General features: G+C 33.3%; 13 protein-coding genes and 1 pseudogene. 5 read left to right on the top strand and 9 right to left on the bottom strand.

Annotated elements, in window-relative coordinates:
- Position 1: 1 nt before the first annotated feature.
- Entirely contained in the window at positions 2 to 1,759 is a 1,758-nt protein-coding gene (locus J2W48_RS18210) for a hypothetical protein (protein WP_310283136.1), read from the bottom strand.
- 8 nt (positions 1,760 to 1,767) lie between these two features.
- On the bottom strand, positions 1,768 to 2,187 hold the full coding sequence (locus J2W48_RS18205; protein WP_056250649.1) for a GPW/gp25 family protein: 420 nt from the start codon (positions 2,185 to 2,187) through the stop codon (positions 1,768 to 1,770).
- Positions 2,188 to 2,344: 157 nt separating this feature from the next.
- Here J2W48_RS18205 and J2W48_RS18200 point away from each other — a divergent pair, with 157 nt between their 5' ends.
- From J2W48_RS18200 to J2W48_RS18190, 3 genes and pseudogenes are all read left to right on the top strand, one after another.
- The gene (locus J2W48_RS18200; protein ID WP_310283135.1) at positions 2,345 to 2,800 is read left to right on the top strand and encodes a hypothetical protein; all 456 of its coding nucleotides are present in this window, start codon (positions 2,345 to 2,347) and stop codon (positions 2,798 to 2,800) included.
- A 2-nt stretch (positions 2,801 to 2,802) separates the two neighbouring features.
- Positions 2,803 to 4,167 carry a DUF5458 family protein gene (locus J2W48_RS18195; RefSeq protein WP_310283133.1) on the top strand — a complete coding sequence of 455 codons (1,365 nt, stop codon included), beginning with the start codon at positions 2,803 to 2,805 and terminating at the stop codon, positions 4,165 to 4,167.
- A 207-nt stretch (positions 4,168 to 4,374) separates the two neighbouring features.
- Positions 4,375 to 4,556: pseudogene (locus tag J2W48_RS18190) on the top strand (IS3 family transposase); the annotation flags it as partial.
- Between the two features lie 161 nt (positions 4,557 to 4,717).
- On the opposite strand, the gene J2W48_RS18185 reads toward J2W48_RS18190, so the two are convergent.
- From J2W48_RS18185 to J2W48_RS18160, 5 genes are all read right to left on the bottom strand, one after another.
- Positions 4,718 to 7,033 carry a T9SS type A sorting domain-containing protein gene (locus J2W48_RS18185; protein ID WP_310283131.1) on the bottom strand — a complete coding sequence of 772 codons (2,316 nt, stop codon included), beginning with the start codon at positions 7,031 to 7,033 and terminating at the stop codon, positions 4,718 to 4,720.
- Between the two features lie 9 nt (positions 7,034 to 7,042).
- The gene (locus J2W48_RS18180) at positions 7,043 to 8,410 is read right to left on the bottom strand and encodes a phosphatidylinositol-specific phospholipase C domain-containing protein (RefSeq protein WP_310283129.1); all 1,368 of its coding nucleotides are present in this window, start codon (positions 8,408 to 8,410) and stop codon (positions 7,043 to 7,045) included.
- A 101-nt stretch (positions 8,411 to 8,511) separates the two neighbouring features.
- Positions 8,512 to 9,162 (bottom strand): response regulator transcription factor, encoded by a 651-nt coding sequence (locus tag J2W48_RS18175; protein WP_310283127.1) that lies wholly within the window; start codon positions 9,160 to 9,162, stop codon positions 8,512 to 8,514.
- Positions 9,155 to 10,858, bottom strand: coding sequence for a sensor histidine kinase (locus J2W48_RS18170; RefSeq protein ID WP_310283125.1), 1,704 nt, complete (start codon positions 10,856 to 10,858; stop codon positions 9,155 to 9,157). The genes J2W48_RS18175 and J2W48_RS18170 overlap by 8 nt, the downstream gene beginning before the upstream one ends.
- Positions 10,859 to 11,313: 455 nt before the next feature.
- Positions 11,314 to 11,688, bottom strand: coding sequence for a winged helix-turn-helix transcriptional regulator (locus tag J2W48_RS18160; RefSeq protein ID WP_310283123.1), 375 nt, complete (start codon positions 11,686 to 11,688; stop codon positions 11,314 to 11,316).
- 86 nt (positions 11,689 to 11,774) lie between these two features.
- Between J2W48_RS18160 and J2W48_RS18155 the strand changes: the two genes are divergently transcribed.
- Entirely contained in the window at positions 11,775 to 12,320 is a 546-nt protein-coding gene (locus J2W48_RS18155) for an NAD(P)H-dependent oxidoreductase (RefSeq protein WP_310283121.1), read from the top strand.
- Between the two features lie 129 nt (positions 12,321 to 12,449).
- Here J2W48_RS18155 and J2W48_RS18150 read toward each other — a convergent pair whose 3' ends face one another.
- Positions 12,450 to 13,052, bottom strand: coding sequence for an NAD(P)H-dependent oxidoreductase (locus J2W48_RS18150; RefSeq protein WP_310283120.1), 603 nt, complete (start codon positions 13,050 to 13,052; stop codon positions 12,450 to 12,452).
- Between the two features lie 96 nt (positions 13,053 to 13,148).
- On the opposite strand from J2W48_RS18150, the gene J2W48_RS18145 reads away from it, so the two are divergent.
- On the top strand, positions 13,149 to 13,496 hold the full coding sequence (locus J2W48_RS18145; RefSeq protein ID WP_310283119.1) for a winged helix-turn-helix transcriptional regulator: 348 nt from the start codon (positions 13,149 to 13,151) through the stop codon (positions 13,494 to 13,496).
- A gap of 287 nt (positions 13,497 to 13,783) precedes the next feature.
- Here J2W48_RS18145 and J2W48_RS18135 read toward each other — a convergent pair whose 3' ends face one another.
- A complete protein-coding gene (locus tag J2W48_RS18135) occupies positions 13,784 to 16,336 on the bottom strand; it encodes a glycoside hydrolase family 9 protein (protein WP_310283118.1) in 2,553 nt (850 codons plus the stop codon).
- Positions 16,337 to 16,447 lie beyond the last annotated feature (111 nt).

Below are 16,447 nucleotides of genomic sequence, written 5' to 3'. Positions count from 1 at the left end.
TTTAGTTAATTGTAATTTGAAATGGAATGTTCATAACCGATTGTTTTTCTAAGGTTTCTTTTAAAAACATCTCTATTTTTTTCTTATTTTCTATCTGCAAAGCATAATTTTCCTGTAAAACGACTTCTACATCAATGGTTCTGAATACTCCTTGTTTTCTGTTACTGCTTATCCCTACTCCATCTGTAATTAAAACCTCTTTGGTAATGCTTCTTAAATGATAATGTACCGCTGATTTTATATCTTGTTTTGTAACTAAGCGCTCTTTTGATAAAAAACCGTAGCGTAGATTGATTAGTTTTTCGACTTTATTATTCCTGTAAATTCCTCCAACTGAGCTTGTCTCAAAAACGGTAGAATCCTGGGCCAATTCGGATAGAGAAGTTTGCTTTAAAACAGTCCCTTTTTTCAAATTATTAGCCACCTGCCCATTCGAGGTCCAATACGAGTAATAAAGAATTTTAGATTTCTCAGTTTCATGAATTAAAGCATATACTTCCTCTTCATTAACCTGGCTATAACTGCTATTAATTTTGCTTTCAATCGAATTAATTTCTTCATTGATTCTCGTCATTGTAGCATCTATATAATCGGCATTTATATTCGAAAAAGAACTAATATCCTCTCTTAATACCCTAGCTAATTTTTTAAGAAAAAATTTAGCGCTTCGTGAATCATAATTTTCTAAACCGCCATAAAAAACAGTAAATGTATTCGAGGTAAGAGAGTTGGCTCGCTTAATACCATTTGTAAATTCAATATTTTTTTCATTAAAAATTTTCATCACATCGAGAAAATAAGTATTTCTCTCTGCTTTCATCGGGAAAAGACGACCTTCAATCTGAGCATTATGCACTCTGTTGTTTAACTTTCTATTTACAATTGGAAATGTGTTTATTTTTATTTGAATTTTATCGAACTCGGCTTTAGTAAAAATTTCAGGAAATACAAATTCTAACCAAATCAATCCAGTGTCTTTTTTACTGGATTTTAACTCTTCTTTCTCTATTTCAAATCTGTCTAATATCGATTCGTATACCAAATTTTCTAAGTCCAGCTTTAATTTGTAAATAGAATTTTTATAGAATGATTTTATATTTTCGGAATAATGCTTATTATCCTGAACTTCATCAAAAGTTTCATTTTCTATTTCGATATTATTTCCTAAAGAATCCTTTACTGTTATAAATTGCAAAAAAGTATCTAATGATGAATTTTCGGTTATAAAAGTAAATTTCAATGCATTAAGTTTTTCCAGATTTTCTTTCGAAACATCTAATCCAACCCAAATACGATGATCTGAAACCTTATGCTGCGCAGGTAAAAGCCTCACATTTTTTGAAGAATCTATCAAAAATGAGTCATACATTTGAAAACTAATCTCTCCTTCTACAATACTTTCATTGGTAAAAGGCGTAAAATAAATATCATAATCAACATTAGTGGCCATTCCTGATTTTACCACAAATTCAGTATCATTATTCAACATAACAATACCTTTAATAGCAGTTGTACTTGCCAAAGTATGAGCTGGCATTGGCAAATTCCATTGACTTGGTACAATCTCCTGAGTAATACGCTCAATAATTTTATTATCAGATTCTACTCCTTCCTGATACAAATAATAAAGTTCATGAACAAAAACATCTAATAACATCATCACGAGAGGGTCTGCCATATCGATATCTTCAATTCCCCAAATTTCCAAGCATTTTTTTTGTATCCTGTTCTTTATTTCGATAAACTTAACGTCCTTCATATTTTATTTTATTGCGAAATTGGGCTTATATTCAACTTTGTGTGAAAATTAAATGGGATTAAACTTTCTATGATAGAACCTTTTACGACTATATTGGCTTTTCTTCTAATACTTGAACCTAATTCTTTATCATTAATCTCATCTAAAGAAATAGAAACTTCGCTTAGAATTAATCTTTTTTCGAAAGCACTAATTGAATCATATAATGATTTTCTGACCAAGTCTTCCCAATCTCTTTTTTTAATATGTTGATTAAATTCTAAATCCCAAATAATCGTCCCATAGCTTGGTGTCTCTGGAATCTCCCCAAAAGAAGTTGTAATTATCATCATAATATTATATGCAATCGACTCGTCAATCTTACAAAAATTCTCCTGCGAACCTCTTAGCAAAGATTTAAAATTTACGGGGTATTTCAGATATTTCATCATAAAAAATAATGCATTGTTTTTAAACAAAAATTACGTCCATTAAAGTTTTTTAACATAGTACGACAAAAATCCAAATAAAATACTTACAAATCAATATTATTTATAACTTTTTTTTTACTAGTTTTACAAAATTAACTAAAAATCTTATAAAATTATGAGCATGTTCAATTATGGTATTGGTGGCAATGAAGTGAAGGTTGATGCCAGTGAGTCAATTTTAGAAATTCCTTCAAACAGAACATTACTAATTCAAAAACTTACAAATGAGCAACCGGTAGGACCCGAAGCTGTGTATGATTTGCAGACAGTAGAAGCAGTGTTTGAAAAGTACAAACCAAGTGTAGATTTTGAGTTTACTACTGAAGAAGGTTCAGATTTGAATGAATCTATGGTATTTCAAAACTTAGGAGATTTTGGAGCAAAATCAATTAAAGAAAATAGCCCTTTTTTGAATAAATTAAACACCGAAAAAGAACAGGCTTATAAAATTGTACGCCAACTTTCCAGTAATAGAGGATTGATTAAAGCCATTCAGGACCCTGCTGTTAAAGAGGCTATAATTGAATTACTTGAAAACGCTAAGAATGAAATTAACAACAATAAACTATAAATATGGCAACTCAAACTAAAGAACAAAAAAGTCCTGGTTCTTCAACCGAACAATTGCTACAAGAACAAGGTAGCAAAATAAATTTATTAAATGAATATGGCGGTTTTGCCTTTTTAGAAAATGTAATTGACGGATTGTCAAACCTAAACCCTACCAGAAAAGCCAGAAAAAATATTTTTCTTAATGATGCGCAATGGGAAAATGAAAGAACAACTCTTACCAATAGACTTGAGTTGTGGTTGGATTTACTTAAAGGCAATGATTCTGTAGAATCAATGATTGAAGTAGCAAATACAAAAGCTACATCTGCAGATTCAACTTTAAACAGAAACTTGAAATATGCCTTGAATATTTCAAGAGAGTTAGAAACATCATATAGAAGTGTTGCTTTATTTTATAAAAATGCTGAGAGTGACAAAATTAAAAATGTAACTATAGTAAATGCTGACATATCTCAATTAAAAGATTTAGATAATACTTTGTTTATTGATTATGTTTCAAATGAACTAAAACAAAATTTTGACAGATTAGATTTGAGAAAAAACTACTCTATACTTTCAGTTCCCGGTTATTTAGGATCTAATGCTGTTTTAGACAAATGGTCTAAAATAGCACACGAAAACAAAACTGTATTACTGACTGATTTTCAAGATCTTGAAACACCAGATGATGTTATAGATATTTTCTTTAATGCAAATCATACAGGTGGTGATGTATTTAAATCTAATACAATCATGACTTGTAACTATTTACTGGGAAGAAGTAAATATGATGAAGTTGGTGAAGAAGACAATTTATACGTACCACCATCAACTTCTTTAGCTGGTAAAATTTACAAAACATTAATGTCTCAAGTTGTTGCGGGTAAAAAATTTGGAGGCCTGAACGAAGTTGAAAGCGTTCGTTTTGATTTGAAAAAGAGCGAAATTTCAGAACTTGAAAAAATGGGTCTTGTACCAATGGTAAATGAATATAGTAAAATCATGGCTTTCTCTGCTAAAACGTTATTTAACGGAGACAACTTAGGTTTACAAACTTATTCTGTAGTAAGAGTATTTGATCACATTACAAAAGTACTTTTCGACTTTTTAAACAGAAGAGCCTTTGAAAACTGGACAACAAGAACAGAAGCAGATTTAAGAAGCCAAATCATTAAGTTTTTAGATGGAATTAAAGGACCAACTAATCTTATTGAAAAATTTACAGTGATGAAAATTGAACAGGATAAAACCCAAAAGGACAGAATCTTATTAGATATCCATATCACGCCGTATTTTCCAGCTAAAAGTTTTGTAATTCAATTAGATGGACACAAAGGAGATGGTCCCGAAGAGGCTGTTTGGCATAGTGATTATAAACAGCTTTAATATATAATTTATCATGCTTATTTTTACCCCAAAAAGTCTTTCAAACTTTTTGGGGTATTTTTTTAAATCTAAAAAAACTGGTAAAAGTAGATTTAATATAGTATGAATTTTAATTCTTTTTTTGCTATGAACAACTCAGGCACAAGAGAGAATACGATACGAAAGTGCCCGTAATTGCCTCACCAAAGAAAATGAATTCCAGTATAAAAAAGTTTTTTATATCTCACTGTTATTATGGACCTATATGACCGTAAAATAATTTGAGTTCAGGGCTTTCTACAAAGACGACTACTCTGCCGGCATGGAAAATGGCTGCAAATAACCGTAAAGTAAGGGATGGATTAATATTTCACTCGGACAGAGGGGTACAGTATGCCAACAAACTATTTAAAGTGTTAATAATAATTATATTAAAAAGCCACCTTTGAATATAATTATTTACATGGCTCTTTTTATCATCGTGTACTTTATAAACTCTGTTGCATGTGTTAGTACTTAGACCTGAACCTATCATTGAAACTTTTGGAGAATCAAATTAGCATTTACTTATCTAATCTTTAATAAACTTATGTTTTTTTGTTTTTATTTCATTTTGTGTAAAAATTTGAATTAAATATAATCCTTTCACCAAAGATTGAACATTGATTTTATCATCACCATTCAATTTTTTTTCCAGCAATTTTCTTCCGTTCAAATCAAAAACAATAATTTTATCAAGTTCAGTTTCACATTTTAAATGCAGAAAATCTTTCACCGGATTTGGATATAATGTCAATATTACATCCGGTTTTATAGGATCATTAAGAGACAACATAGGATTATAAGCCTTAATACCCAATGGAATTGGAGACTCACAACTGCCAAGGGTTTGGGTAACATAATATGTTGTATCATTTATAATTAAAGTATTTAGTGGCAACTCATCAATATGATTGACAGCATTTTCTGCCGTAGCATACCATTTGATATTTTGACCTGTAACAGCTAGTACGCTTAAATCATCTCCAGCATTAAAACTCTGAATGGGATCTCCTGTTGGAGAATCAACTACACTTGGCTGTGTAATAATTGCGGAAACTGTTCCGGTACAACCATTAGAATCAGTTATGGTTACATTATAAGTTCCCGGAGCAAGTCCTGTCCTGTCCTCTGTGTTAATGCCTCCATCCCAGTTAAATGTATATGGAGGAGTTCCTCCGGATGGTATAAAATTTATGCTTCCGTTAGAATCCCCATTACAACTAACATCATTCACAATCGAAGTACCGCTAATTGTTGGAACTGTTAATGTTGCAATATTCGAAATCGCTGTAGGACCACAGGACCCTGAGGCTACTAACCGATATTTATAATTGTTTATTAATGTTGTGGCTCCGTTAATATTCAGGCTTGCTGTCGTTGCACCTGAGTACGGTGCAACATCTGGTACATTGATAAAACCTGAGCCTGAGTTTACCTGCCATTGATAACCTGATGCATTGCTTGCAATGGCACTGAAAATGGTATTGTCTCCATTACAAATTATTTTTGATATTGGTTGAACCGTAATTTTTGGTGAAGGATTTACAGTAATGGTAAATATTTTTGGTGTTCCTGAACAAGAACTGCCTCCATTTGTATATTTAGGCGTAACCGTTATAGTAGCCGTAACAGGTAAATTGGTGGAATTAGTGGCCACAAAAGATGGTATATTACCAGTACCAGAAGCAGCAAGCCCAATTGTTGTATTGTTATTAGTCCAGGAGTAAGTAACCGGAGTGTTGTAATTTAGCTGTACTTTTAATTTTTTTGAAGTGCCATTACAAGGGTCTCCAAAATTGTCATTAGAAGCCTGAATATTAAAAGAATTTTGTCCCAAAGCAACAGCAGATACTACGCTAACACTATTAGATGAATTGCAAGAGCCTAAAACAAAATTGCCACAACTACCCATTGCATTTCCATAACTGGCAAACGGTACACTAGTGAACACAGAACCTGGAGGAGCAATAAGGTTTAAGGTGTCTCCTTCGTTAACATCTCCGCATATTGTTCCTGTAGTAACTGAACTGCTAAAATTAATTGCATTTACTGAAGAGCCATTACAAAGCGTATGGTTATTTACATCATTAACTGTAGGTATTGGATTTACATAAGCATTTTGAGTTTGTGAAGCTGTTACAGTTCCATTACTTGCTGTTACGGTGTAAATACCTGAATTATCTGCTGAGGCATTACTTACAATGGGATTTTTAAGTGATGAAGTAAAACCATTAGGACCTGTCCAGTTATAGGTAACACCGCTGGTTAATCCTGCAAAATCTGAGGTCAGGTTTAGAGTATTTCCTGTACATGGATTATTAGCTGTTGTAAGGAGAGGTAGAATTTCTACGACAAATATCCAATAATCACCACCATTATTTTGTACCTCAAGAGATGTAATTCCCGGTTGTGTAATCGTAATCATGCCATTGCCACCAACTAAAGCCCCGTTTGATAACGAACCTTGTGTGTTATAACCACAAGCACTAAAGGATGAAATATTTGACGAATTCAAAGTATGTAATGTTCCATTTATTTTTATGGATATATTGGTATTATTATTAAATGTCTGGCGTATTCCTCTTATTCTTACTCCCGCAATAGGAACATTAAAGCCAAAAGCAAAAAAACCACCATTAGTACAATTGTAACCCAAAACACTCGAACAGCTATTATCAATATAGACTTGACCACCATTAGGATTGTAATTAAATCCAACATTTACACCACCAACTGAATAAGTTACAGGCGAAGAGGCATGAGGAAGGTCATAGTAAGGCTGGGCATGTGTTTTCATAAAATAAAAAATGAAAAATACGACTAGTAAATAAGTATTTTTTTTCATGATATTCATTTATTTAATTGGTATTAAAGCCCATTGTTCTGCCCAATCATCATTAGATTTTGCAAAAATTTTTACCGAGGAACCGTCTTCTGTTTTTGCTTCAAATAAGTCAAGCAAAGAATTAGGTGCATTTTTAGGTTCTAAAATGAAATAGCCATTTTCCAGTTTAGTTATTTTCCATTTTTGATTATTTCCATTGTTTTGTTTTTGTATGATAATATCTGTTCCGTTAGCCTGTATATTTCCTTTTACATCCAGAACGGAGTTAGTTGCATCTTGTATTAGGGTATGGATGTAGAAATATCCATCACCTGCATCTGCTAATTTCCAACGTTGATTTAATTGATTATTTGATGTATAAATAATAACCTGTGTTCCATCTGTTTGAACACTTCCTTTCACATCCAGACATTTGTTAAAATCTAATCTTGATCTAATTTCATAAACATTACCTGATTTTATGGACTCCATGGAAGTAAAATGGAAAGGATTGCAAGAAAAAAGACGATTGATTAATGGAGTTTCAGGAAAATCCATTGGGATGATGCCATAACGTGTTTTTTGTTTGCAGAACAAATATTCAAAAAACAATGGATTTACAATTTCTGCAATATCTTTTGGATCCTCATAGAATAAGTTACCGCTTGTTCCACTTGTGAAATTTATAAAAAGAGTATTAGGTAAAGATGAAGATGCCTTTTCCAATGTTGGCTTTACGGCTTCTTTAAATTTATTTTCTATATTTTCTCTTCCTTTCCAATTATCAAATTTATCCTGAACATAAAAATTTACACCATCAATTTCAAAACCATTCATTTCATCTTTTGGCCATATGTCGTCCTCGTCGCCGCCATATAAATTAAATCCAACTGGAAAACCTAAATTTTTAGGAGCCCAAAAACGTCTAAATAGTACTACTTTTCCTCTTACCTGATCTAAAGAAGGAATTTGATTACTTGTGTGAAAATGATACTCTTGTATAGTAGACCAAACAGCATTATAAAAATATTCTTTATGATCCTTATCTGTATATATTGTAGAATCATCTTTTATGGACATGATAATCGTTTCAGAAGGATTTTCTTTTAAAAATTTTTGAATAATTGGCATTAGGTCACCCGCAAAACTAAACCTTGATTCTGCCAATCCATGTGCGATGTAAAGAGCATTATCATCATCTATTCCTGGTTTTAGTCTAATGTCCAAAAATCGAATACCTTGATTAAGTTGATCTTCAATACTTTTTTCCTGACATTTGGCAAGACCAGTAAAGTCGGAAAGATAAGTCCCACTGTCATGCGTTCCCGGAATGGTAAGTTCTGTAAGTTTTTTGCTGTCATCCAGGTAACTCATCCATTTTTTTGTAAAATCATTCATAGCTTTATTTTTAGTTTTATTTGTAGGTTTAAAACTAATAACTTCTAATCTAATCTTTCAAAAAATGTTCTGAAACACTATTTTCTTGTTCTAAAGCACCATTAAAATTTTTTAGAGATTTTAAAAATCCGATCTTCAATAAATAATTTATCGTTTACAATTTTTGAAATATGATAAGGATTTACAGCAACACTTCTGTTAATTCTTTTGAAATGTTTTAAAGGAAAAACTTCTTCCAGATTGGTCATCGTCGTTCTCAGAATCTGATTTTTACCGGATTTCAAATGTATTTCAACATAAACATGATCAGCCTCTGCAAAGAGAAAATCTTTCGACTGAAAATAATAGATTTGTTTTCCCAATTCAATTTTAAAAATCGTGTCGTCATTAGCTAAAGCGAGCTTAATTGCAGTAATCAGATTAACACTTTCAACAGGCTTAGAGAGATAGGCAGACGGCCTCAGATTCGTTATTTTTTCCAGAGTACCCGGATCTGTCAAAGCAGTGGTAAAAATAAAAGGGATAGAAATATTTGTATTGATAAAGTTTGCCAAATCAAGACCCGTTTTATTTCCGGAAAGGGAAATATCGACCAGAACAAGATCAAACAATTTGTGAGAAAGGAGAATTTTGGCTTCTTCATAGTCATGAGTAATTTCGGAAACGAAAATTGTATCCAACATTTTTTTTAATGAGAGTGCAATTAAAACCTCGTCTTCTACAATTAATATTCTGGTTTTATGTTCAGTCATTTGGAAATATTATTTTGTAATTTGCATCTTCTCTTTTACAGTTTCCTTTTAATTGCTTAATCATTCCCTCAATAATCAAAAGACCCAGAGAGTCATTATTCTTTTCAAAATTAAAAACCGTTCCGTTATCAGAATAATTTAATTCAACTTCATCTTTATTCGTTTTCCTAAGTTCGAGATGCAAAACAAGCTTCCCGTTCTCTGATGTGGCATGCTTTATAGAATTTGTAACCAATTCATTTACAAGTAATCCAAGTGATAGCACTTTATCAACATTAAAATAAATGGATTCGATATCATTTCTATATTTGAATGTTCTTATGGAACTATTTTGATGCGATTCAATGATTTTATTTATATAATTCGGAGCTTCTATCAAGGCATTATCATTATAATTCACACTATACGAATAAAACTCATGTGCGATTACTATTGTTTTAATGCGCTGGTAGAGATCATCAAATCTGTTTTTGTAATTTTCATTTTTTGCCTGATCTTTTTGGAAATCAATCAAACTTAAAATCACTGCTAAATTATTTTTAACACGGTGATTTAGCTCCTGGACTAGAAATTGTTTCTCTTCCACATTGGCTTTTAGGCTACTATTATTTTCAGAAATTTTTTGCTTTTGAATCTCAATTTTTCTCTTGTTTTTCTTAATCTGCCATGTGAAAAAAGATAGAATAAGAATCGAAACAAAAAGAGTTGTATTCAGCATTCTTGTCGTTCTCATGTCTTTTTTAAGCAATTGTTTTTCAGATTTTTCTTTTTCAAAATTATATTCTGTTTCAAGCTCCTTAACTTTAAGATCACGCTGTTCTCCATTGTATTTTTTGAATAATTCTGAAGCAATTTTATAATAATACAATGCAGAATCTGCTTTGTTTTGTTTTTCCAAAATATCACTTTTCGTCTGAAAAACATCAGCTTTATAGTTCAAAACATTTGATCTCGAGGAAATAGCAATAGCAGAATCTATATAAACATTAGCCATTTTATATTCATTTCTGGATAAATAAAAATAGCTCAAATTGCAATACATCGAAATAACCGCTTCATAATGATTTAGTTTCTTGTATAGGTAAAGCGCACGATGGTAATGCAGTAATTCTGTCTTTGAGTTTATTTTTCTGTTTCCAAGTCCTAAGATAAGTTCTACAACAGGCATATTAACTTTATCATTTACAGAATCAGCATAATTTTTTGCCTGAATTGCAAGGAAATATGCTTTTTTTGAAAAGCCATTCACTCTGTAATAGGAAGATTTTCGGATAAGAAAATTAGTGTAATTTTTAAATTTAAATTCAGGGTGCTTAAAAAGTATTGATTCGGCTTTTTCTAATTCAGGAAGACAGGCTTTATTATCATTATTAATTTCATAAATAAGTGCCCTTTCTACATGAATTTTCAGTTTTTGCTCCTCTGTAATTTCAGAATTGGATATAAGATTTTGTGAAAGTTTAAAAGCTTCATCATAAAGACCAAATTCAGTTAGAATTTTAATTTTCATGACATCCAAATCATTTTTTTCCGCGTCACCATAAAATTCTCTGTTTTTATTTATGATGGCCAAGGCTTTTTTGAAATCAGAATATATTATTTTCTGCTCAAGATCCTTCTTCAACGATTGAAAAGAATCCTGACCAAAACAAAAAAACTGCATATAAATCAGGAAAAAGCTAAAATAAATTCTCATGGTTTAACAGAGATTTGGATAAAAATCTATATTTAATTTATTAACTACCTATTGTTTTAACAATTCAAATATAGGAGTTTCGTTGAATGCCTATACCAAGAATGTTCTTAATCATTAATTCTTTGTTCTAAATTTAGGTTTCCAACCTAAAATCAACGCCTACTAATGAAAACAATATCAGTAAGACAAAATCCAGAATATAAAGAAAAAGCAATAAAATATTTTCAATAAAGCTGATCCGAAATTCCGCCAATTATTTATGAAGGTTGTATCTCGAATAGTATTAAAGCCACACAGTTTTTACCTCAATCAAAGCGTAAGCAATCCATTTGTCAACACGTTCTATAAAACAGATAAATACAGATGCTTCAAAGCTCGAAAACCTCTCTGCATCAATTGCACTACGCCTGTAATTTTCTACGGCTAATCCAGTACGAAGCCCCAGCTTATAGCTGTTATAAAGCTTTTATAAACTCGCCGTTCTCCTCTACAACCTGATTACCCCATTTAGTAATAGCTTCTAAAACAGGAGCAAGAGTTTTTCCGAAATCGGTTAAGCTATAAATAACCTTAACTGGCGGTTTTTTACCATATACTTTTCTTAGTACCAGACCGTCTTTCTCCAGTTGCTTTAATTGCAGGCTCAATGTCATTTCTGTAATGGCTGGCATTTCCTTGCGAAGCTCGTTGTATCTCTTTGGCCCGTCCTTTAAATGGTAAAGGATAACTGCTTTCCACTTTCCGCCCACCAAATCCATCGTAAGGCTTACCGTACAAGGGTAAATTTTCCCTTTCAGCTTTACAGAGTCGCCAATACATTCTGTTTTCATCTTACACTTTTTTAGACCTATCTATTTTGATAGTTATTGCAAATACAATATACTATAAATAGTTTTGGTACTAAAATAATTATAGTATGTCATTGATAATATTAGCACACCCGAACTTTGATACATCTTTTGCGAACAAGACAATTATCGAAGAATTAAAGAACAGTACTACTGATATTGAGGTAAGGAATATCCACGAGTTGTATCCTGATTACAAGATTGATGTAAAAGCAGAACAGGAAGCCCTGCTGCGGCACAAGACTATTGTTTTCCAATATCCATTTTATTGGTACAGTATGCCTGCCATTTTAAAGCATTGGTTTGATGTGGTGTTAGAATACCAATTTGCCTATGGTTCTAAAGGCGACAAGTTGAAAGGCAAGAATTTTTTAGCAAGTTTTACGGTTGGTTCATCACAAAACAGCTATACGGCATTAGGTTTTCAGCATTTTCGTGTGTATGAATTTTGCAGGAACCTGGAACAGACGGCTTACCATACCCAAATGAATTACATTGACCCGGTTTACTTTTTTGGGACTTCATTAGCGGCAGGTTATAATGAGGATGAAATTAAAGCCAATGCACGAAAGCACGCCAAAAAACTGATAAAAAAGTTGGCTGAATTGGGATAATCAAATATGTGTATAAAACAGTCCAAAAAAATAAGTGGCCCGTCATTCGGCTGGCCACTTATTCTTAAAGTGAATACTAATTAGTCATTAGAAAATTAACAGCTAAAATTTAACGTCCTCATAATTTTTTTAAATGGACTGCACAACCTCATCCAATTCGAAACGGGATTTTGGAAAAACAGTTGGATGCATCCAATCACTTAAATCGGCATAGCCTACCGTAACTGCAAATAGCGGGGCATATCCATCTTGTGCTATTATCTGTTTATAAGCTTCACGGTTGATGCCCTCCATTGGCGTAGCATCAAGCCCCATACTAATGCAGGCACTCAGAAAGTAGCCCAAGGAAAGATAAACCTGATGCTCCATCCACGATTTTGTCGCAGCATCGCCATTCGATTTTATCATTGGTTCATAAAATGCTGTTCTCCATTCCTCTGGAAGAATAGAAATATTGCGTTTCTCAAAATGTTCAATATCTTCCATTACACTGAACACAACCAAAAGACCAACATCGTTAATCGACTTCTCGTTGATATAGGATTGGGATGCTAATTCCCTTTTCACAGCTTCGTCCGTAACAAATGTAAATTTCCAAGGCTGACTGTTGATAGAGGACGGACTTAACCGGATTATTTCCTTCAGTTCGTCAATCTGTTCTGCAGAAATCTTTTTAATTGGATCATACTTCTTGGTTGCGTATCTGCGTCTGGCAAGGTCTAAAAAATTCATATTTTCTATTTTTAAAATTATACTATACTTTTTACTGTTGCAAAACTAAGTATAGTGATTTATCTTTGCAATAACGGTCAAAATTGATAGTAACAGATGTATAGTATAGACAACAAGCAATATCCTTGCAGCACAAGCCTCACAATGAAGTACATAGGTGGTAAATGGAAAGCGGTAATCCTTATTCATTTAATCGAAAAAAAAAGATACAGTGAATTAAGAAAACAATGTAAAGTTATTACAGAGCGAACATTGAGCTTACAGTTAAAAGAAATGGAAGAAGACGGTTTGGTTACACGTACCGTTTACACAAGCAAACCACCGTTAAAAGTGGAATATGAGCTGACAGAATTTGGCACAACGCTTATTCCTTTGCTCAAATCTATTGCCCAATGGGGAATGGAAACCTCAAAAAAGAATAATCGCATAAAAGTGGTCGAATAATGCGAAAACGGCTTACCATACAGATAAACCGTTTTCTTTGTATATGGAAATAATCACTTACTCACTACTGTTGAACTGAAAGCTCACGCGTTTCTCGTTCCCGAAGCTATCTGAAATCCAAACCTCAAAGGATTGTGATATTATCATTTAACAGCAAGTTTTTTATGCTTCACCGCCCAAAATTCTTGCCCGCACTTACTCCTTAGAATTTACTTGCGGATATTCCTGTTCAGGCTGATTAACTGCAGATGGATTAAGATCTTCAACTATTTTGCTTTTTTTCTTTATTATTTTTCCTTAGCCAGATCATTCACGGCATTCGCCAGAAAAACATACCATGCCCCACCATCTATAATACATTCGTTTTCTCCCCAAAAAAACGGCCAGTCGTCCTTATTCTCCAAATAATCCGGTTTAAGAAAAATAAGTCCTGGAACTACTCCGCCGGCAATTGTGGTAAAGTCGGCGCGATTGCCTCCATAAGCGACTTTTTTGGATCTGTTTCCAACCGCATTTACAAACGATAAATTAGAATACGGATGGCAGCCTAAAATATAATTCAATCCCTGGTAAACACTTTCTTTATCCATGATATCAGGATAAATTTTATGAATATAATAATTGGTACTTGCCCAATTAATAACCTGTGAACTTCCTCCCCAGCCTCTTTGTGTAATCGGCACACCATATGGATTTTTGGCATTTTCTTTTTCCATTTTTTCTTTATACTTAATGACATAACCACGTACTTTTTGTTTGTAATTATCATCCATAGAAGAAACGGCCAATAGTGCTGAGTTGATATTAAAATCTAAATTATCATCCAGTAACTTCCATATTTTATCTTCAAAACCTTTTTTATATTTTTCGTCTTTTGTGCTTAAGTACAATTGCAGGATGGCAATCATATCGCTTCCTTTGCCCCATCTGGACATTGGACTTTTATCCGGTTTTGCTTTTTTTTCTATTTCAGTTGCTTCATTTGTTAACTTAATGGCAATAAACAAACATTTAGCAGCAAGCTCGTCATTATACCCTTTAAGAGCCCGACTTGCAGATGCTAATGCTCCCGCTGTTCTGAAATCAAGAAATGAAGTTCGGTTGGTAAATGCCCATCTGTCATCACGCGTACCACTGGAAACTCCATTGGACTCAAAAGGTTTAAGAGACGGATTATAAGGAAGATTATCTGTTTCGGTAGAAGCATCACCCAAATGATGGTACTGGTGCAGATTAGGAACTACTATTCCTCTGACAGGATGACCAATATTTTCGACCTGTGCCACAAGGTTCAATACGCCGTGCTCGATTTGCTGCAGTAAGTCGGGCTTACCATCTGGACGATGCATGTCTACAAACTGTGTTTTTTGATCAATATACGTTTCATCCCTGTTTACTTTGAATGCTTCCCACGATTCTACAAAACTATTGATAACGCTAACATGTGAAAAAGTCTGTATGTCAAAATCGCCGGCATCAAACCAGCCTCCTACTGACATTCCCGGAATACGTTCTAAAGGCTTGTACTTGGTGTCTGTCGTGGGACCTTGTTTATAACCATCAAAGTGTTCGTGATTGATTGGTGCCTGAAGGCAATCGTCTAAAAACGGTCTTCCGTGCCAGACTCTATAGGCCTCATTTACTTCCATATGATCCATCTGAACCGGAAACCAAACGTCCATAGTAGGATGCCATATCTTCGAATAAATATCATCCTCTATCTGAAACGTATTTGTTTTTTGGTCGCCATATTGAATATAATAAAGCCCCTTTTCTTTAATAGCACTAAAATCAATCTGAGCATAATTATATCTAAGATAATTTCCCCAAACCTTCACATTCGCTTTTAATTTCTCTGTAAATTTTCCATCTTCATATTTGAAAATTGATGCCGTAGTTAACGCTTTGTCGTTTTGGTCAAGTTCGACTACCGCTACTTTCTTTTGGCCCGGCATGTAACCTACCTGAGAAAATCCTATTACAGGTTCTCTTTTCCAATTTGGTATTGCATTGGGTTCTACATACCAGGTCATTACTTTGCCTTTTTTGTTTATCGGTAGCATACTTCGTGCTATAAACCAGCCGTTTTGACCCAAGTTTCTTCCATCAAAAAGCATTACATCCTGATCTTCGGACTGAATTTTTACGGTGCGCTCCGGATTTTCGGGCGCAAAGATTAAGCTCTTACCCGATTCTAAAGGAAGTGTTGCTATAAATTCATTTCTTCCACGATCGTCGAATGTAGTATGTCCGGCAAACTGAGGTATTTTCTCGGATGAAGGTCTGATTTCAGTGTTGCTTGCAGGATATCTGGGGAAAGTCCCCGCTTTTCCATCCACTAAATAATTGCTTTCAAAATAAGAAGTGGGTATAAACTCCATATTAAATCCGGCCCTTCCTTCCAACTGTTTCGGAACCGGTTTATCTAAAACCACATCGATAACAAAACCTTTTCCTTTTGGTGTCACAATGATTTTAGAATCAAAATTAAATTCCTCATATCTCAGTGTAACTTCGATTGTATTCTTTGCTTTGTTGACTTTTCGATTAATCATTTTTGGAATTAAATCCCATTGTTCCGGTGTATTCTGAAGTCTGACAGCACCGCCAGTTACTGTTCTCACACCATGATGAATAAATTCTATTCCGGCTGTTTTTTCGTCAAAAAACATTCCGTTGTATTCATTGCTAAAAACCCAGACATTCAGTCCCGGAGTTTCGAAATATTCTTTTTCGTTTAAAACTAAAGTCTGAGAAAAGGAATTATTTGACAGGCTGAAAAAACAAGTAAATAGAAATACCAGTTTCCATACAGTGGAGATATTATTAAGTTTACACATAATTTAGATTTTAATTTATCAACCCAAACAGCTGGTTGAAGCTGATGAATTGTTCGCTATTTCTGGTCAGCTCAATTCATCAGCAACTCTTTATTACTTATTTAGATCAAT

Source organism: Flavobacterium piscis (assembly GCF_031457575.1).
GTDB classification, from domain to species: Bacteria; Bacteroidota; Bacteroidia; order Flavobacteriales; family Flavobacteriaceae; genus Flavobacterium; species Flavobacterium piscis_A.
The sequence above is the reverse complement of the archived record's forward strand: the minus strand, read 5'-3'. Positions and strand labels throughout refer to the sequence as shown.